This is a genomic window from Streptomyces sp. JLSY215 (genome assembly GCF_059682825.1).
This window is the reverse complement of record NZ_CM185022.1, coordinates 7,694,932-7,713,592: the sequence shown is the minus strand read 5'-3', so window position 1 is coordinate 7,713,592 and position 18,661 is coordinate 7,694,932. Positions and strand designations below refer to the sequence as shown.

Here is an 18,661-nt window from a genome sequence, read left to right as displayed (position 1 = left end):
ATGTCCGTACACCTGCATTGGTTTCTGCCGACCGGCGGCGACGGGCGGACCCTCGTCGACCGGCACGCCTATACGGACGGCGGGATCCGGCGCGAGCGCATCACGCCGGTGAGCGGGGTCCGGGCCCCGGACATCGAGTATCTGGCCCAGATAGCCAAGGCTGCCGAGCGGTTGGGGTTCGAGGCGGTGCTCACGCCGACGGGTACCTGGTGCGAGGACGCCTGGCTGACGACGGCGGCGCTCACCCAGGTCACGGAGCGGCTGAAGTTCCTGGTCGCGTTCCGGCCGGGGGTGATCTCGCCGGTGCTGGCCGCTCAGATGGCCGCGACGTATCAGCGGGTCTCGCGCGGGCGGCTGCTGCTGAATGTGGTGACGGGGGGTGACGCGACCGAGCAGAAGCGGTTCGGCGATCATCTCGACCACGACCGGCGGTATGCCCGTACGGATGAGTTCCTGCAGGTCGTACGGGGTGTGTGGGGCGGGAAGCCGTTCGACTTCCAAGGTGAGCACTACCAGGTCGAGGGCGGGCTGACGGCGCTGCCGCCGGACCCGTTGCCGGAGATCTTCTTCGGCGGCTCGTCGGCGGCCGCGGGGCCGGTCGCGGCGCGGAACGCGGATGTGTATCTGACGTGGGGCGAGCCGCCCGCGCAGGTGAAGGAGAAGATCGACTGGATCCGGGGGCTGGCGGAGCGGGAGGGCCGCACCGTCCGCTTCGGGATCCGCCTGCACACCATCTCGCGGGATTCGTCGAAGGAGGCCTGGGCGATCGCCGGCCGGCTGCTCGACGACCTCGACCCGGAGACCATCGCCTCCGCCCAGCAGGCCCTGGGCAAGAGCGAGTCGGTGGGCCAGCAGCGGATGCTGGCGCTGCACGGCGGTTCGCGCGACAAGCTGGAGATCTCGCCGAACCTGTGGGCCGGGGTGGGTCTCGTACGGGGCGGGGCGGGCACCGCGCTGGTCGGCAGCCATGCCGAGGTGGCCGACCGGATCGAGGAGTACCACGCCCTGGGCATCGAGCACTTCGTGCTGTCGGGCTATCCGCATCTGGAGGAGGCGTACTGGTTCGGGGAGGGCGTACGGCCGGAGCTGGCCGCGCGGGGGCTGCTGACTGCCGGGCCGGACCCGCTGGCGGGCGTACCGGCGGCGAACGGGCGGCCGGCGTCGGCACCGGGCGGGGCGCCGCTGCTGGTGGCGGGGGGACGCTGACGGCCCCCGGTCGCCGGAAAACCCTTTGATGGTGAGGTGAACTCCTGACATGCTGCTCTGCCGGCGCGCGCGCAAGGATGGCAGACGGCAGCAGGGATGGCAGTCGGTCACGGCATGGCAGGAGTTCACCATTCACCGGCAGTTGGGCGACTGATGGTCGTCGGTTTCCACAGCTTCCACTGGCAGGACTGCCGGCTGGGCGATCCGGAACTCGCCCGTGCACATGAGGAGTTGACGGACCCGCGGGATGCGTCGGCGTATCTGGACGCCTTTTGCACGCTGCTGCACAGCGGCCACCCCGCTGCCGCGGGCATCGCGCTCGACCACTTCCAGTACTCCGGTGCGCTGACCCGCTTCGGCGGGGAGCGCACGGTCGCGCAGTACAAGCAGCAAGTCCTCGTCGTGGCAAGGGAGTTGCTGCGGCAGCCGCCGACCCCCGAGGGCGACGGCGCGTTCGCGGGTGCCAACCACGCCAGTGCGCTGAACGCGCTGATGAACCTCGCCGAAGAGTCGGACGTGGGGCTGATCGCGGACGCCCTGGAGTGCGCGACGGATGTGAATGTGCGCGCGACCGGATGCACCGCGGCCCGCCGGGCGCTGGCCGAGGCCGCGGATCCGAGCCCGCGCCTGGTGGCGGTGCTCGGCGCCCTGGCGTTCGACGAGGGTCTCGACGTCGAGGAGCGGGCGGCGGCGCTGTCCGCGCTGGACGGGGCGGAGGGGCCGGAGGCCACCGCGCTGCTGGTCCGGGCCACCGACTCCGACGAGGTCGAACTGCAGGCGGCGGGGGCGGCCGGACTCCTGCGGCCGGATCGCTTCGCCGCGCACCGCGAGCGCGTCGAGCGTCTCGTGGCCGGCTGGCCCGAGGGCGTCGGCTCCCACCCACGGATGATGCTGAATGACCGGGGCTGGTTCCACAGCACCCACTGGGTCGGTGCCGAGCTGTCCGATCCCGGGCTCCGCGGCGCGCATGCGCAGCTGCGGCTTCCGGTCGGGAGGCGCGCCACGCGCCGGGCGTTCCGCACGCTGCTCCACAGCGGGCAGACCGTGGCCGTCGGGATCGCGCTCGACCATTTCGTGCGCACCAGGCGGCTGCGCGGATCCCAGGACGCGGGCACGATCGCCCGGGAGGTGCTGCGCCGGCCGCCGTCGCCGGCCGGACTCAGTCCGCGTACCGGCGCGGCCGCGAACCATCTGAGCGCGCTGGCGGCGCTCCGGCACGCCGGGGTGCGGGCGTCGGATGCGGATCTGCTTGCCGAGGTGCTGGAGCGGGCCACCGTGCGTACGGTCCGTTCGGAAGCGCTCTCGACCGCCGGGCAGGTGCTCCGGGCGACGGACGGACCGGACCCGCGCCTCATCGACGTCATCGGCCGCTTCGTGGACGCATCCGGGCCGCGCGAACTCCGCACGGCCGCGATGCACGTGCTGGGCCGGACCCTGGGCACGGAGGCGGACGCCCTGCTGCTCCGGGCCGTGCGCAGCGAGGACCTGGACGTCCAGGTGGACGCGGCCCGGGAGTTGTCGCGGCCGGAGCGCATCGACCGGCACCGCGAACTGCTCGAGGACCTGACGGAGAGCTGGCCGACGGGGATGCGGAGCGCGCGCCTGCGCTCCGGCTGGGTCGGCAAGACGGTGTTCGGCGGGATGCACAGCGTCCACTGGGCGGGCTGCCGGCTGAGCGACCCCGGGCTGCACCGCGCGCATCGGGAGCTGCGCGCGGCCGGTGGTGCCGAGTCCGTCCGCCGTGCCCTGCGGACGCTGCTGCGCAGTGGGCAGCCGGTCGCCGTGGGGATCGCGCTGGACCACTGGTGGAGCTCCGAGGGCATCGGGCGGCTGGGCAGGGCGAAGGCCCGCGCGGCGGTGGCGGCGGAGGCGCTCGCCGCCGCCCGCGAGACGCTGCGCCGGCCGCCGTCGCCGGCCGGGTCGAGCCCGCAGTACGGCGCCGACGCGGGCCACCTCAGCGCGCTGGAGGTGCTGCGGGTCGCGCGGTGCCCGGGGCCCGAGGACGCGGCCGCGCTCGCCGCCGTACTGGAGCGCCCCATGAGCGGCAAGGTGGGAAGGGCGGCCTTCGACACGGTGGCGTCGGTGCTGAGCGACACGGAGCCGGCGACTCCCGACACGGAGCCGGCGGATCCGCGCCTGGTCCGCGCGCTCGGTGCGCTCGCCCGCGACGAGAGCCGTTCGCCTCAGGACCGCGTCCACGCCCTGCACCTGCTGTGCGATGTCCCCGGTGACGCGGCGACCGAGGAGCTGGTGCGCGCCACCGCCTGCGAGGCGCGCGAGGTGCAGGTGGTGGCCGCTCAGGGCCTCACCGAGGAGCACCGGCTGCCCGGCCATCGCGAGCTGCTCGTACGGCTGGTCGCCCAATGGCCCGAGGAGGGCGCACCGGCCGGCGCCGACCTCGTCCGCGAAGCCCTGGAAGAGGAGTGGACAGCGAGATGAGCCCACGTCATCGGGGCCGGCGGTCCCGCCCCGCCCCCCTGCCCGACGCCGAGACGATCGTCATCGCCGCGTACGAGAACGTGTCGGGCGCCCCGCATCCCATGGCGGCGCTGCACGGTTGACTGCGCCGGCGCGGGATCGACTGGATGCCGCTGCGCGACGAGGACATCAAGATGGGCCTGGCCTGCGGTCCTGACGCGACCGGGCGGTGGCGCGGCTGGATCACGGTGCGGGTGCGTGCGGAGGCGCTGCGGCCGCTGGGGCTGCATCCGGACCAGCCGGCCTCGAAGATCGTCGGGCCGGAGCGGCCGCGGTGGTGGTACGCGGCGGCCGCGCGGGCCGAGCGGCAGGGCGGCCAGGGCCCATGACGGCGGACGACGATCCGGCCGGGCGGAGCGGGAAGATCCCGGCCGCTCGCCGAGTTGGCACAGGCATGAACTACAGCGGTGGGCCGGCGGACGGGCGCACGGACGGGACCGAGATCGAGGTCGTGGTGATCGGCGCCGGGCAGGCGGGCCTGGCCGCCGCCTTCCATCTGCGGCGCACGGGCTTCGTACCGGACCGGGACTTCGTCGTCCTCGATCACTCCCCGCGGCCCGGCGGCGCCTGGCAGTTCCGCTGGCCGACGCTGACGTACGACAAGGTGCACGGGATGCATGCGCTGCCGGGGATGGAGCTGACCGGCGCCGTGCCGGACCGTCCGTCGGCCGAGGTGATCGGTGCCTACTTCGACAGCTACGAGCGGACCTTCGGGCTGCGGGTGCACCGGCCGGTGAGTGTGCTGGCGGTGCGCGAAGGTCCTGACCACAGCGACGGCGACGGGCGGCTGCTGGTCGAGACCTCGCAGGGCACCTATGCACCGCGGGCGGTGATCAATGCGACGGGGACCTGGGACCGGCCGTTCTGGCCGCGGATTCCCGGGCAGGAGATATTCGGCGGCCGGCAGCTGCACAGTGCGCAGTACGACGGGCCGGAGGCGTTCCGGGATGCCCGGGTCGTGGTGGTCGGCGGCGGCACGTCGGCCGTCCAGCAGCTGCTGGAGATCGCGCCGGTGGCGGCGGACACGACCTGGGTGACCCGCCGGCCGCCCGTCTTCCGGGAGGGGCCGTTCGGCGAGGGGGAAGGCCGGGCCGCCGTCGCCCTCGTCGAGGAGCGGGTCCGACAGGGACTGCCGCCGCGCAGCGTGGTGAGCGTGACCGGGCTGCCGATGACGGAGGCGATCCGGCGGGCCCGTGAGAGCGGCGTACTGGAGCGGCTGCCGATGTTCGAGCGGATCACGCCCACCGGGGTGGTGTGGCCGGACGGCCGTTCCGGGGCGGCCGATGTGATCCTCTACGGGACCGGCTTCCGCGCCGCCATCGACCATCTCGCCCCGCTCCGCCTCCGCGAACCGGGCGGCGGCATCCGCATGGACCGCACCCGCGTCGTCCGCGACCCCCGCATCCACCTCGTCGGATACGGCCCCTCCGCCAGCACCATCGGCGCCAACCGCGCCGGCCGCACCGCCGTGCACGACATCCGCAAGCTGCTGGATTCCCGCGCCACGGAGGGCCATGCGCCCAGGCATCACGCCGCAGAGGACGATCGGCGCGCGGCTCTCGGCGAGCCTCAGCCGGCGTGATGAGGCTCGGACCCGCGCGCGGGCCGGGCCGCGGCACGCCGGCTCCGGCGGCCGCCCGCACGGAAGCCGGCGGCCGCGGCCCGCTGCTCAGGAGCCGGCCGGCGCCCCGCCCCGCAGCCGCGCCTCGTACGACGCCGCCGCGTGCTCGACGAGGCCGATCAGCACCTCCTTGCAGGACGCGCGCTCGCGGGCGTCGCACAGCAGCACGGGCGTGCCGGGGTCGAGGTCCAGGGCCCGGGCCACCTCGTCGGAGCGGTGCGGGCGGGCGCCGTCGAAGCAGTTGACGGCGACGACGAACGGGATGCCGCGGTGCTCGAAGTAGTCGATCGCCGAGAAGCTGTCGGCCAGACGGCGGGTGTCGGCGAGCACCACGGCGCCGAGAGCGCCCTGCGCCAGCTCGTCCCACAGGAACCAGAAGCGGTCCTGGCCCGGCGTGCCGAACAGGTACAGCGCCAAATCGTCGTGGATGGTGATCCGGCCGAAGTCCATCGCGACGGTCGTGGTGGTCTTGTCCTGGACCCCGTCGAGGCGGTCGACCGGACGCCCCGCCTCGGTCAGGCGCTCCTCGGTGCTGAGCGGCCGGATCTCGCTGACCGAGCCGACCAGGGTCGTCTTGCCGGCGCCGAAGCCTCCGGCCACCAGGATCTTGAGGGCCATGAAGGAGCCGGCGGCCGAGGGGGCGGGGCTCGGCGCATCAGAGCGCGCGAAGTCCATCGATCACTTCCTTGAGAATGTGCGCATCGGGCAACTGGGCGGGCGGCACAGGGCGGTTGACGTCAATCAGCTCCGCCGCCAGCAGATCGCTCAGCAGGACCCGGACCACGCCGAGCGGGAGCCCGGAATCGGAGGCGATATCGGCCACCGTGCGGGGCCGCTCGCCGCACAGCGCGAGGATCGTGTGCTGCTCGGGTGAGAGCACGGGGGTGTCGTCGGGGCGGGACCCGGGCGCTACGACGGCCATCAGCTCGAAGGCCTCGCTGCTGGGCCGGGCCCGCCCCGCGGTCATCGCGAAGAGCCGGACCACGGGCCCCGCTTCGTCGTCGTACCAGTGCGGGGTGGCGTCGGTCATGGGCGGCCGGTCACTCCGCTCCGGCCCGCTCGGGCGTGCCGAGGTGTGCGCCGACCCGCTTGACCAGCCGGGCCATCTCGTAGGCGACCAGGCCGATATCGGCCTCGGCGTCGCCGAACACCCCCAGGCAGGAGCCGTCCCCGGCGGCCACCACGAAGAGGAAGCCGCCCTCCAGCTCGACCATGGTCTGGACGACCTGGCCGGCCGCGAAGTGCCGGCCGGCGCCCTTGGCCAGGCTGTGGAAGCCGGAGGCGATGGCGGCGAACCGTTCGCTGTCGTCGCGGGACAGACCGGTGGACGTCCCGACGGCCAGACCGTCGCCGGAGAGGACCACGGCGCAGCGGATCTCCACTACGCGGGAGACCAGGTCGTCGAGGAGCCAGTTCAGTTCACCGGAGAGGTGGGTGTGGTTCCGGTCGGCAGTCATCGGGGGGCGTCTCCTTGGGGTTCGTCGCCACGGGGCGGCTGCTGGTCCGGATCGCCGGGCCGTTGCTGGGCCACGGCGTCGCGGCCGCGGTTCCAGCCGGCGCGCAGGGACGCCATCGTGGCGCGGGCCTGCTCCGGGGAACGGCTGGGTGTGGGGGTGTTGTCGGTACGGGGCACCCAGTCGGGGCGCTGCGGCGGTTCGCTGCGCAGCTGGGGGGCCAGGCTGGCGCTCCGGACGCGGCGGGGCAGGGGGCCGTCGAGCTCTGCCGGGACGGGCTCCGCGGGGGCGGCCGGCGGGGTGTCCGGGGCGGGATCGGGATCCGTTGCCCGGGGGCGCACCGGCGCCGGTGGCAGCGCGTGCCGCGCGCCGGGGGCGGCGCCGAGTGCCCGCGCCGCGGCGGGCCGGCGGCGGTGGTAGAGCGAGGTCATCGGCTCCGCCGTCGCGTCGTCGTCGGCCGCATCGGTGTCGGCCAGCAGGGCTTGGGGCAGCAGCACCACGGCCGTGATGCCGCCGTACACCGACGGCTGCAGCGTCACCTGGACGCTGTGGCGGTGGGCGAGGCGGTTGACCACGAAGAGGCCGAGCTGTTCGGTGTCCAGGAGGTCGATCTCGTCGGCGTCCGCGATCCGGCGGTTGGCCTCGGCGAGGGCCTCCTTGCCCATGCCGAGCCCCCGGTCGTGGACCTCCAGGACGATGCCCGTTCCCACCCGTTCTGCGCGTACCTGCACCTTGGTGTGCGGCGGCGAGAACATCACGGCGTTCTCGACCAGTTCGGCCAGCAGATGGGTGATGTCGGCGACGGCGCCGCCGGCCAGCCGGGCGTCGGCGACGTTGGTGACCTCGACCCGCGCGAAGTCCTCGGCCTCGGCGGCCGCGGCCCGCACCACGTCCAGCAGCGGTACGGGGCGGCGCCAGCCGCGGCCGGGTGCGGCGCCGGAGAGGATGATCAGGCTCTCGGCGTGCCGCCGCATGCGGGTGGTGAGGTGGTCGAGCCGGAAGAGGTCCTCGAGTTCCACGGGGTCCTCGGTGCGGCGTTCCATGGTGTCCAGCAGGGCGAGCTGGCGGTGCAGCAGCAGCTGGCTGCGGCGGGCGAGGCTGACGTACACACCGGAGACGCCGCTGAGCGCCTCGGCGCGGTCGGCCGCCGCCTGGAGCGCGGTGCGGTGGACCGCCACCAGCGCCTCGCCGACCTGTCCGATCTCGTCCCGGCCGGTGGCGCGGTCGCTGTCGAGCGGGGCGACGGCCTCGATGTCGACGGGCTTGCCCGCGTACAGCCGGCGCAGCGACCGGGGCAGATCGCGGCCCGCGACCCGCAGGGCGTCGTTGCGCAGTTCCTCCAGTTCGACGACGAGCCGGCGGCCGATCTTGACGGAGATGAGGAGGGAGAGCAGCACACCGGCCAGTCCCAGGACCACGGCGATGCCGGAGCCGCCGAGCTGTTCCAGGGACAGCGGGTCGGCGTCGCGGGCGGGCGCGGTGGCCGCCGACCGCTGCGCCGTGCGCAGTTCGCGCAGGACCGTGCCGTTGGTCTCGCTCCAGCTGGTGTCGGGGACGGCCTTGGCCGCGGGGGCGCCCGGCCCGGCGTTCCGTACGGCGTCCTCGGCGGACCGCAGGTCGCGGTAGGCCGTTCCGTTCAGGATGCGGTGGTAGGCCGCGGCGTCGGCGGGGCGCAGGTCGTCGACCGCGCCGGCGAACAGTTCGCGCTGGGTGTGCGTGGCGCCGGTGAAGGCGTCGAACTGCGCGGAGGTCATCCGCCGGGATGCCTGGGCGGCGCCGAGGACCGCGTCCTCGCGGGCGATGGCCTCGCGGGCGCGGGCGAGTTCCAGGACGATGCGCAGCTCCGAGGAGCCGTCCGGGTTCTGGAGGCCGGTCAGGGAGCCGATGGTGGCGTAGCCGTGGTCGACGACGGTGGTGTAGCGGCCGACCGCACCGTCCGCGGCGGTCGCGCCGGCGTCGTGCCGGGCGCGCAGCGCGGGCAGTTCGTCGGCGTCGCGCATCAGGCGGTCGATCCGGCCGGGCAGGTCGGGGTCGACGCCCTCCGCGTCGGCGCTGCCCGCGTTGACGCCGTCCCGCAGGGCCCGCGCGGCGGCGTCGGTGGCGCGCTGCCGGTCGCGCAGCGTCTGCTGCCGGTCGGCGTTCGGGGCGGCGACGGCGCGCGCCGCGGCGCTGCGCTCGTCCTGTACGGCGGCGACGAAATCGCCGACGGGCAGCAGCAGCGTGGTGTTGATTTCCTTGCGGCGGTCGAGGTCGGAGACATGGCGCGCGGTGGTGAGCGTGGCGAAGGCCCACAGGGCGATCAGGGAGACCACGGGGACCATCAGCAGCGCGACGATCTTCGAGCGTACGGACCGGGGCATGAGGCGGGGCAGCCTGGGGAGAAGCGCGCGGCCGGAGGTCCCGTGGGCGGGTCCGCGGGAGCGGTAATTCCCTCGCGGATTACCTGACTTGGGCGGCGGCGTACCCCCCTCGGGCCCGGATGGGACCGGGTTCTTTGGTGCGTGCATGAATTCCTCAAGAGGTCAGGAAGAAAGGGGGAGTTCGGCCTCGTGGAACGTTTGCGCGGAGGCTTCTGCGGCGGCCCGTTCCCGGGCGGTCGGTGACAATGCGACAAAGGCCACGGTGAGAAAGAGAAAAGAGCCGAGTACCACGGTCAGCGGAAAGATGAATTCCATGGGGGTGACACCGGGCAGGGGTGCGCGGGAGGGCGCGAGATCGATGCGTACGGCGGCCATTCCGGTGTAGTGCATGCTGGTGACGGCGAGGCCCATCACCAGGGATGCGATGGCGGCGCCGGCCGCGCCGCGCACATGGAGCGCGGCCCACAGGGCGGCCGTTGCCGCGACGGCGGCGATGACGACGGAGAGGACGACCAGGGCCGGGTCGTAGCGGACGTGCCCGTGCAGGCGCATCGCGGCCATGCCCAGGTAGTGCATGGTGGCGACCCCGACGCCGGTGCCCAGGCCGCCGAACAGCAGCGAGCGCAGCCGGGCGCGGCCATGGCCGACGGTGAAGACGCCGGCGCCGACGACCGCCATGGCGACCAGCAGGCTGAGCACGGTGAGCGGGACGTCGTACCGGATCGGGGTGCCGGTGACGCCGAACCCGAGCATCCCGATGAAGTGCATGGTCCAGATGCCGGAACCGATCGCGACGGAGGCGGTCAGCAGCCAGTTGCGGCGCGAGCGGCCGTCGGCGGCCAGCGCCCGGACGGTGCAGCGCAGACCGAGCGCGGATCCTACGCACGCCATCGCATAGGCGAGGACCGGAGATATCCAGCCCGCGCTGAAGTGGTGCATGTGGCCCACGGAGTTTCCTTTCGCGGATTTGGTTCGCGGCGACGGACGCTAACACGTGATCGTCTTGTGAAAGTCGTGCGCATCCGGAGATCCATTCGGGAAGGAATACGGGACTTCTCACGCAGCGTTGCGTTACCTGCGAGTTCCGTGCAGCACGGGCTGGGTAAATGTCCGTCATTGCCCGGCACCGGCACTCCTGATTGCACGTCAATTTCACGGCAATGGCGGTCGCCCGCCCATTCGGCAATGAAGATCGGCAATGAGAAAGGTCACGGGAGATCGCGCCCATGATGCGACGCGACCACATCATGTGCCCCGAAAGAGAAAGAGGGCGCCAATAGGACGCAATCCGGACGCGCTTCACCCGCACCCGCGCGATACCGACCCGAAGTATGGGAACAAGCGAACGCACGCGCGAATGTTCCCTGGAAAGCGTGATCGATCTTGAAAGGGCTTTCCCGGGCGCACCGCATCGGGTGATCCTTACGGGGCGCAAGCGACGGGCTGCAGACCGTTACGGCGCCTCCGGTCGACATCCCTTGCTGGGCCGGAGAGTTGGTCCCACATCGCAAGACTTTCAAGGAGCATCAGCCAGATGAACATCGTCACCAACCTGCTTGCCGGCGTCCTCCACTTCCTGGGTTGGCTCGTCTGACGCACCGCACAGCACCGCGCCGCCCCTCCCTGTCCCGGGAGGGGCGGCGCTTGTGTGGGACGGCGCTCCGCGGCGGGCGCCCGGGCCTGTCCGGTGGGCCGGTCCCTACTTCTCCAGCTCTTGCCGCGCCGTCTCCGGAAGCACCAGATAGACGACGAACGACACCAGGCACAGCACGGCCACGTACCAGGGGAACAGCCCGGCGTGCCCGGCCTCCGCGAACCAGGTCCCGACATACGGGGCGGTGCCGCCGAAGAGCGCCACGGTGAGGGAGTACGGGAAGCCGATCCCGGCCGCCCGCACCCGCGCGGGGAACACCTCGGCGTTCACGGCCGCGGCGATCGCCGTGTACCCGGTCAGCAGCACCATGCCCGCGCACTGCACCAGCAGCAGCGAGACCCACGCATCGGTGATCAGGTGGAGCAGCGGCACCGCCAGAACGGCGAAGCCCAGGGCGAAGCCGAGCAGCAGCGGCTTGCGGCCGATCCGGTCCGAGAGCAGGCCGCCGAGCGGCTGCAGCAGGGCGAAGAATGCCAGCGAGATGGTGCCGACGGTGAGCGAATCGCCCTTGTCGAAGCCCGCGTTGACCTGCGCATAGGTCGGCAGGTAGGTGGTCCAGGTGTAGTAGGCGATGGTGCCGCCCACGGTGATGCCGCAGATCAGCAGGGACTGCCGGGGGTAGCGGCGCAGCGCCTCGAAGAGACCGGGCCGCTCGGCCTCCTGCTGTGCCGCGCTCCTGGTCTCCTGCGCGCCCCGCCGGATCCACAGCCCCAGCAGGCTCAGCAGCGCGCCCACCAGGAACGCCACCCGCCAGCCCCACTCCCCCATCTGGCCCTCGGTGAGCTGCCCGGCGAGCAGCGCCGCGGTGCCCGACGCCAGCAACTGGCCGATGCTCGTCGAGACGTACTGGAAGCTGGAGAACAGCCCGCGCCTGCCGGGACCGGCCGATTCGACGAGGAAGGTCGTGGAGGCCGCGAACTCGCCGCCCACCGACAGGCCCTGTACCAGGCGGGCGATCACCAGGACGACGGGGGCCAGGACCCCGGCGCTCGCATAGGTGGGCGTGATCGCGACCAGCAGGCTGCCGGCGCCCATCAGCAGGATGGTGACGGTCAGCGCGGTCCGCCGGCCGCGGCGGTCGGCCACCGCGCCCATCAGCAGGCCGCCGACCGGCCGCATGAAGAAGCCGACCGCGAAGACCGCGAAGGAGGACAGCAGCGGCACCAGGGAGTTGCCGCTGCCCTTGGGGAAGACCTGCTCGGCGAAGTAGGCCGCCAGGAAGGAGTACGCGTACCAGTCGTACCACTCGACGGCGTTGCCCACCGAGGCCGCCGCCAACTGCCGCAGCCTCGACGGCGGGCGGCCGTCGCCGGCCGCCCGGCCCTCCGCTATGTCCTGTGTGCTCGGCATGGTCCTCCGCTCCGGTCCTTCTCCTGGGCCCGCCACTGGGGCAGGATGATCCAACAGGTGATCATGTACCGGTGAGGCGGATGGCCGCCAGAGCACGCGGCGGCCGAAAGGAGAACGCAACGTGCGGGTAGCACTGTTCATCACCTGTATCAACGACATGCTCCATCCGCGGACGGGACAGGCGGTCGTCACCCTCCTCGAACGCCTGGGCGTGGACGTCGCATTCCCCGCCGAACAGACCTGTTGCGGCCAGCCCCAGTTCAACACCGGCTACCGGCACGCCACGGAAGCGCTGGTGCGCCGCTTCGACCGGGCGTTCAAGGACTACGAGTACGTCGTCACCCCGTCCGGCTCGTGCGCGGCCATGGTGCGGGAGAACTATCCGCGGATCGGTGCGAAGGCGGCCGCCGAGGGCCGCGGCCGGGAGCTGACCGACGCGGCGGCGCTCGCGGTGCCCAAGACGTACGAGCTGACCGAATTCCTGGTGGATGTGCTGAAGGTGGAGGACGTCGGGGCCTATTACCCGCATACCGTCACCTATCACCCCACCTGTCATGGCCTGCGGATGCTGGGCCTGGGCGACCGCCCCCGCCGGCTCCTCTCCCACGTCAAGGGGCTGGAGCTGCGCGAGCTGCCGGGCGCCGAGGAGTGCTGCGGATTCGGCGGCACCTTCGCGGTGAAGAATCCGGCGGTCTCCGCGGCGATGGGCGCCGACAAGGTCCGCCACATCACCGGGACCGGCGCCGAGGCGGTCTGCACGGTCGACAACTCCTGTCTGCTGCACATCGGCGGCACCCTCGCCCGGCAGGGCTCCCCGGTCCGCCCGGTCCATATCGCCGAGATCCTGGCCGCTACCGAGGACGCCACGAAGTCCGTCACGGAAGGGAGCGGCCGGTGAGCGGCACCTACCTGGGCATGCCCGCCTTCCCGAAGGCCGCGGCCGCCTCCACCCGCGACCCCCAGCTGCGCGCCAATCTCCGCCACGCCACCCACACCATCCGCGACAAGCGGGCCAAGGCGGTCGCCGAACTGGACGACTGGGCACAGCTGCGGGCCGCGGGCTCGGCCGTCAAGGACCGTACGCTGCGCCATCTCGACCACTATCTGGAGCGGCTGGAGACGGCGGTCACCGAAGCCGGCGGGCAGGTCCACTGGGCGGTGGACGCCGACGAGGCCAACCGGATCGTCACCCGGCTGGTGCGGGAGACCGGCGAGAGCGAGGTCGTCAAGGTCAAGTCGATGGCCACGCAGGAGATCGGTCTCAACGAGGCGCTGGCCGAGGCCGGGATCCGTGCGTACGAGACGGATCTGGCGGAGCTGATCGTGCAGCTCGGCGACGATCTGCCGTCGCACATCCTGGTCCCGGCGATCCATCGCAACCGCTCGGAGATCCGGGACATCTTCGCGCGGGAGATGGGACGTTGGGGCCGGCCCGCGCCCGAGGGGCTGTCCGACTCCCCCGCCGAGCTGGCGGAGGCGGCGCGCCGCCATCTGCGGGAGAAGTTCCTGTCCGCGAAGGTCGGGATCTCCGGCGCCAACTTCATGGTGGCCGAGACCGGAACCCTGGTGGTCGTCGAGTCCGAGGGCAACGGCCGGATGTGCCTGACCCTGCCGGAGACGCTGATCTCCGTCGTCGGCATCGAGAAGGTGGTGCCCACCTGGCAGGATCTGGAGATCTTCCTCCAGCTGCTGCCCCGCTCGTCCACCGCCGAGCGGATGAATCCCTACACCTCCACCTGGACGGGGACCACCGACGGCGACGGCCCCCGGACCTTCCATCTCGTCCTGCTCGACAACGGGCGCACCGACACCCTCGCCGACACCGTCGGACGGCAGGCACTGCGCTGCATCCGCTGCTCGGCATGCCTGAACGTCTGCCCGGTGTACGAGCGGGCCGGCGGGCATGCGTACGGCTCGCCCTACCCGGGTCCGATCGGCGCCATCATCACTCCTCAACTGCGCGGCGTGACGGGCAAGTTGGAGGCGTCGCTGCCCTATGCGTCGTCGCTGTGCGGGGCCTGTTACGAGGTGTGCCCGGTGGCCATCGACATCCCCGAGGTGCTGGTGCATCTGCGGGAGCGGGTCGTGGAGGGCGGCCCGGTGACGCGGGACGGGGCGCGTACGGTCCTCAGGCCGGCCAGGGGGCACGCCGCGGAGCGGGCCGCGATGCGCGCGGCGGGCTGGGCGTTCGACCACCCGGGAGTGCTGCGGGCCGGGATGCGGCTCGCGGCGCGTACCCGGCGGCTTCATCCACGGCGGCTGCCGGGGCCGGGACGGGCCTGGTCGGACACCCGCGACCTGCCGGCCGTACCGGCGGAGTCCTTCCGCGACTGGTGGGAACGCACCCGCGGGGAAACCTCGACGAAGCGGCAAGGAGGCGTCACATGAGTGGCCGGGACGTGGTGTTGGCGCGGGTGCGCCGGGCGCTGGCGGATGTGCCGGACGGCGAGGGGCCCGGCGGTCCGCCGGTCACGCGCGATTATCTGCGGGTGCACGGGTCGCGGACCACCGCGCAGACGGTCGAACTCCTCGCCGAGAACCTCGCCGACTACCGGGCGATCGTGCACCGCAGCGCCGCCGAGGGGCTCGCGCCACTGATCGGCCGGTTGCTGGCGGAGCGCGGGGCGCGGTCGATGGTGGTGCCGCCGGGGCTGGATTCGTCATGGGTGGCCGCCTCCGGCGTGCGCCTCGTGCCGGACCGTGCCGCGAGTACGCCGCATGAACTCGACGGCGTGGACAGCGTGCTGACGGGCTGCGCCGTGGCCATCGCGGAGACCGGCACCATCGTCCTGGACGCGGGGCCCGACCAGGGCAGACGCCGGATCACGCTGGTGCCCGACCATCACGTCTGTGTGGTGCGCGTCCCGGATCAGGTCGTCGGCTCGGTGCCCGAGGCGTTGCCGCGGCTGTCGCCGGGCCGCCCGTTGACCTGGATCTCCGGCCCGTCGGCGACCAGCGATATCGAGCTCGACCGGGTGGAAGGGGTGCACGGTCCGCGGACGTTGGAGGTGATCCTGCTGGCGGACGAGGCGGCCGATTCCCCGGAGCGGGCGTAGCACGGGGCCTTGTCGCGGCCCGGCGGCCCGGCGCGAGGGTGACCCTCCCATTGGTAGGTATCCGCTACCTACCAAGCCCAGGGGTCTGGGTAGCCCTCGCGCCGCTCGGAAGACTCTCTGTCATCACCACCGAAGCAGCACGAAGCGGAACAGAGAGGCAGCAAACGCCATGAGTACCAGTAACTCCCTTTCTTGGAACGCCGGTTGGGCCGCAGCGATGCAGCGCCCCAGCATCGGGTTCCACAAGAACTGGGCCGAGGAGGGCTTCGCGGACCAGACCGTACGGCAGATCGTGCGGGTCACCGGAGCCGGCACCTCGGCACGGATCAGGCTCTCCAACCGGTACGGGGCCGCCCCGCTGGAGGTGGCCGGGGCCTCGATCGCGCGGACGGAGGAGGGGGCGGCCGTCGTGGCCGGGACGGTCCGCACGCTCACCTTCGACGGTGCGCCCTCCGTGGTGATCCCGCCGGGCGGCGAGGTCCACAGCGATGCCGTGGAGCTGAGTGTGGCGCCGTTCGCGTCGCTGACCGTATCGCTGTACTTCGCCCGGCCGACCGGGCCCGCCTCCTTCCACGCCCAGGGGTACGCCACCACCTACCGTGCCGCCGGCGAGCAGCTCGCGGACCCGGACCCGGCCGTGTTCGGCGAGACGACGGTGTCCTGGTACTACCTCTCCGCCGTCGAGCTGGCGGACGGCGGCCCGGCGCAGCGGGACACGGTGGTGCTGCTCGGCGACTCGCTCACCGACGGTTTCGGTTCGACCATCGACGCCAACCACCGCTACTCCGATGCGCTGGCCGAGCGGCTGGCCGCCGAGGGCGCGCCGCGGCCCGTGCTCAACCAGGGCATCGGCGGGAATCTGCTGCTCAACGACTCGGCGTGGTTCGGGGACCGGGCGGGCGACCGTTTCCGGCGCGATGTACTGGAGCAGCCGGGCGTCCGCTCCGTGGTGGTGCTGGTGGGCCTCAACGACATCGGGTTCAGCGAGGTCGACCTGCCGACGTACAAGCCCGCCCCGGACAACTCCGCCGACGATCTGATCGCGGGGTACCGCGACCTGATCGGACAGGCACGCGCGGCGGGGGTCCGGATCATCGGCGGGACGATCCTGCCGTTCAAGGGGGCCGAGTACCACTCACCGGCCGCCGAGGCGAAGCGTCGGCAGGTCAACGCCTGGATGCGCGACTCGGGTGAGTTCGACGCGGTGGCCGACTTCGCCGCGGCCCTCGCCGACCCGGCCGATGCGGATGCGCTCGCGCCCGCGTACGACAGCGGCGACCACAAGCACCCGAACGACGAGGGCTATCGGCTGATGGCCGCGGCCCTTACGGTCGGCGCGCTCTGAGCGTCAGGCCGGAGGCGGCGGCTACGGCTGTGCTGCCGGTGCGGCCGTGCGGGAGGCCGTGCGGGCGGTGTGCAGGGCCCGGCCGATGGCCTGCCACGGAGACCCCCGGGGTCGACGAGGGGGTGCGGCGGCCACCCCGACCAGTGAACTGGCCGCCGCGAGCATGACCTTACCCGGGGGTTACTTAGCGGTCATCACCTGATCGTCGACGGATGTGAGGCGTGCGTCACGCCCGTCGGCCAGGGGGTCGGGGCCGGCCGGTGTCCGGCGGGCGTCGCGGCGTACCAGGGCCGCGTAGCGTCCGTCGGCGGCGAGCAGTTCCTCGTGGGTGCCCCGTTCGGCGATCCGCCCGGCGTCCAGGACCACGATCTGGTCGGCGTCGCGGACGGTGGAGAGGCGGTGCGCGATGGTGAGGGTGGTGCGGCCCTTGGAGAGGGCGTCGATGGCCTGCTGGACGGCGTGCTCGGTGCGGGTGTCCAGGGCGCTGGTGGCCTCGTCCAGGACGAGTACCGGCGGGTCGCGCAGGATCGTCCGGGCGATGGCGAGGCGTTGTTTCTCGCCGCCGGAGAAGCGGTAGCCGCGTTCACCGACGAGGGTGTCGTAGCCGTCGGGGAGGGCGGCGATGTGGTCGTGGATCTGCGCGGCCTTGGCCGCGCGTGCTATCTCGTCGTCGGTGGCGTCCGGTTTGGCGAAGCGGAGGTTGTCGGCGACCGAGGCGTGGAAGAGGTAGGTCTCCTGGGAGACCACGCCGACCGCTTGCGCGAGGGTGTCGAAGGCGAGGTCGCGGACGTCCTCGCCGTCCAGGGTGACCCGGCCCTCGGTCACGTCGTAGAGGCGTGGCACCAGGTAGCTGAGCGTGCTCTTGCCGCTGCCCGTGGGGCCGACGACGGCGAGGCTGCCGCCCGCCGGGATGGTGAGGTCGATGCCGTCGAGGGTCGGGGTGGCCTCGGGGGCGTGGGCGTCGTAGGAGAAGGTGACGTTCTCGAAGCGGATCTCGCCGCGCGGGGCCGGGAGGCGTACCGGCTCGGCGGGCTCGGTGATGGCGACCGGCAGATCGAGGTATTCGAAGATGCGCTGGAAGAGGGCGAGGGAGGTCTGCATCTGCACGCCGGTGGACAGCAGGGAGACGGTGGGGCGCAGCAGGCCCTGCTGGAGCGTGACGAAGGCGACCAGGGTGCCCAGGGAGAAGCTCGGGCCGCCGAGCTGGAGGACCAGGCCGGCCGCCCAGTAGATCAGGGCGGGCATGGCGGCCATGACGATGCCGATGGTCGCCATCCGCCAGCGGCCGGCCATGCTGGCGCGGACCTCGAGGTCGACCAGGCGCTCGGACTCGTCGGCGAAGGTCCGGGTGAGGGAGTCGGCGCGGCCCATGGTGCGGCCGAGGAGGATGCCGCTGACGGACAGCGATTCGGTGACCATCGCGGACATCGACGCCATCTGCTTCTGCCGCTGGGCGGTGATCTTCTTGCGTTCGTTGCCGACCCGGCGGCTGATCCAGACGAACAGCGGGAGCAGGAGGAGCGAGACGACGGTCAGGCGCCAGTCGAGGGCGACCATGGCGACGATGGTGGCGACCACGGAGGTGAGGTTGGAGACCAGGGAGGTCGCGGTGGAGGTGACCGTCGCCTGCATGCCGCCGATGTCGTTGGCGATCCGGGACTGGACCTCGCCGGTGCGGGTGCGGGTGAAGAACTCCAGGGGCATCCGCTGGAGCTTGGCGTAGACGGCGGTGCGCAGATCGTGCATGACGCGCTGGCCGACGGTGGTGGACACCAGGGTCTGCAGGACGCCGAAGACGCTGGTGGTGATGGCCGTGGCGATCATGCCGAGGGCGAGGAGCGTGAGCAGTCCGGTGCGGCGGTCGGGGATCGCGACGTCCAGGATCGCGCGGAGCAGGAACGGCGAGGCGACCGAGACGAGGGAGGAGGCGCCGACGAGCAGGCCGACCAGGGCCAGCCGGGCGCGGTAGGGGCGGAAGAGCGTGAGGATCCGGCGGAGTTGGACCGGCGCGTTCGGGTCCTTGGGCGGCGGGGTCCAGTTCGGTTCGTCGCTGCGCATGGGCTCCTACGAGGGGTGCGGGAGTACGGAATTTCAAGGAGCTTAGCTCATTGTTACCTAAGCTCACAATGAACCATGT

Annotated in this window: 16 protein-coding genes; 9 read left to right on the top strand and 7 right to left on the bottom strand. The window is 72.4% G+C overall.

Annotated elements, in window-relative coordinates; all coding sequences use genetic code 11:
• From AC5677_RS34085 to AC5677_RS34065, 5 genes are all read left to right on the top strand, one after another.
• Entirely contained in the window at nucleotides 1-1,206 is a 1,206-nt protein-coding gene (locus AC5677_RS34085; RefSeq protein ID WP_497191739.1) for an LLM class flavin-dependent oxidoreductase, read from the top strand.
• A 114-nt stretch (nucleotides 1,207-1,320) separates the two neighbouring features.
• A complete protein-coding gene (locus tag AC5677_RS34080) occupies nucleotides 1,321-3,645 on the top strand; it encodes a hypothetical protein (RefSeq protein ID WP_497191738.1) in 2,325 nt (774 codons plus the stop codon).
• Nucleotides 3,642-3,767, top strand: coding sequence for a hypothetical protein (locus AC5677_RS34075; RefSeq protein WP_497191737.1), 126 nt, complete (start codon nucleotides 3,642-3,644; stop codon nucleotides 3,765-3,767). The genes AC5677_RS34080 and AC5677_RS34075 overlap by 4 nt, the downstream gene beginning before the upstream one ends.
• A 24-nt stretch (nucleotides 3,768-3,791) precedes the next feature.
• Complete coding sequence (locus AC5677_RS34070; RefSeq protein WP_497191736.1) at nucleotides 3,792-4,013, top strand: hypothetical protein; 222 nt, start codon at nucleotides 3,792-3,794, stop codon at nucleotides 4,011-4,013.
• 65 nt (nucleotides 4,014-4,078) lie between these two features.
• Entirely contained in the window at nucleotides 4,079-5,266 is a 1,188-nt protein-coding gene (locus AC5677_RS34065) for an NAD(P)-binding domain-containing protein (RefSeq protein ID WP_497191735.1), read from the top strand.
• An 87-nt stretch (nucleotides 5,267-5,353) separates the two neighbouring features.
• On the opposite strand, the gene AC5677_RS34060 is transcribed toward AC5677_RS34065, so the two are convergent.
• The 6 genes from AC5677_RS34060 to AC5677_RS34035 form a co-directional block, all read right to left on the bottom strand.
• The gene (locus tag AC5677_RS34060) at nucleotides 5,354-5,980 is read right to left on the bottom strand and encodes a GTP-binding protein (RefSeq protein ID WP_497191734.1); all 627 of its coding nucleotides are present in this window, start codon (nucleotides 5,978-5,980) and stop codon (nucleotides 5,354-5,356) included.
• Nucleotides 5,961-6,335, bottom strand: coding sequence for a DUF742 domain-containing protein (locus AC5677_RS34055; RefSeq protein WP_497191733.1), 375 nt, complete (start codon nucleotides 6,333-6,335; stop codon nucleotides 5,961-5,963). Before AC5677_RS34055 ends, AC5677_RS34060 begins: the two co-directional genes overlap by 20 nt.
• A 10-nt stretch (nucleotides 6,336-6,345) precedes the next feature.
• A complete protein-coding gene (locus AC5677_RS34050) occupies nucleotides 6,346-6,762 on the bottom strand; it encodes a roadblock/LC7 domain-containing protein (protein ID WP_497191732.1) in 417 nt (138 codons plus the stop codon).
• Complete coding sequence (locus tag AC5677_RS34045) at nucleotides 6,759-9,119, bottom strand: sensor histidine kinase (protein ID WP_497191731.1); 2,361 nt, start codon at nucleotides 9,117-9,119, stop codon at nucleotides 6,759-6,761. The genes AC5677_RS34050 and AC5677_RS34045 overlap by 4 nt, the downstream gene beginning before the upstream one ends.
• Before the next feature lie 162 nt (nucleotides 9,120-9,281).
• Nucleotides 9,282-10,067, bottom strand: coding sequence for an MHYT domain-containing protein (locus AC5677_RS34040; protein WP_497191730.1), 786 nt, complete (start codon nucleotides 10,065-10,067; stop codon nucleotides 9,282-9,284).
• 751 nt (nucleotides 10,068-10,818) lie between these two features.
• Nucleotides 10,819-12,123 (bottom strand): MFS transporter, encoded by a 1,305-nt coding sequence (locus AC5677_RS34035; RefSeq protein WP_497191729.1) that lies wholly within the window; start codon nucleotides 12,121-12,123, stop codon nucleotides 10,819-10,821.
• A gap of 121 nt (nucleotides 12,124-12,244) precedes the next feature.
• Between AC5677_RS34035 and AC5677_RS34030 the strand changes: the two genes are divergently transcribed.
• The 4 genes from AC5677_RS34030 to AC5677_RS34015 all read left to right on the top strand — a co-directional run bounded on the left by AC5677_RS34030 (nucleotide 12,245) and on the right by AC5677_RS34015 (nucleotide 16,524).
• Nucleotides 12,245-13,021, top strand: a complete 777-nt coding sequence (locus AC5677_RS34030; protein ID WP_497191728.1) for a (Fe-S)-binding protein — start codon at nucleotides 12,245-12,247, stop codon at nucleotides 13,019-13,021.
• On the top strand, nucleotides 13,018-14,511 hold the full coding sequence (locus AC5677_RS34025; RefSeq protein WP_497191727.1) for a lactate utilization protein B: 1,494 nt from the start codon (nucleotides 13,018-13,020) through the stop codon (nucleotides 14,509-14,511). Before AC5677_RS34030 ends, AC5677_RS34025 begins: the two co-directional genes overlap by 4 nt.
• Entirely contained in the window at nucleotides 14,508-15,179 is a 672-nt protein-coding gene (locus AC5677_RS34020) for a LutC/YkgG family protein (protein WP_497191726.1), read from the top strand. Before AC5677_RS34025 ends, AC5677_RS34020 begins: the two co-directional genes overlap by 4 nt.
• A gap of 169 nt (nucleotides 15,180-15,348) precedes the next feature.
• Entirely contained in the window at nucleotides 15,349-16,524 is a 1,176-nt protein-coding gene (locus AC5677_RS34015; protein WP_497191725.1) for a GDSL-type esterase/lipase family protein, read from the top strand.
• Nucleotides 16,525-16,704: 180 nt separating this feature from the next.
• Here the strand turns inward: AC5677_RS34015 and AC5677_RS34010 are convergent, their stop codons facing one another.
• Nucleotides 16,705-18,582: an ABC transporter ATP-binding protein gene (locus tag AC5677_RS34010; protein ID WP_497191724.1), complete on the bottom strand. Its 1,878-nt coding sequence runs from the start codon at nucleotides 18,580-18,582 to the stop codon at nucleotides 16,705-16,707.
• Between the last annotated feature and the right edge of the window lie 79 nt (nucleotides 18,583-18,661).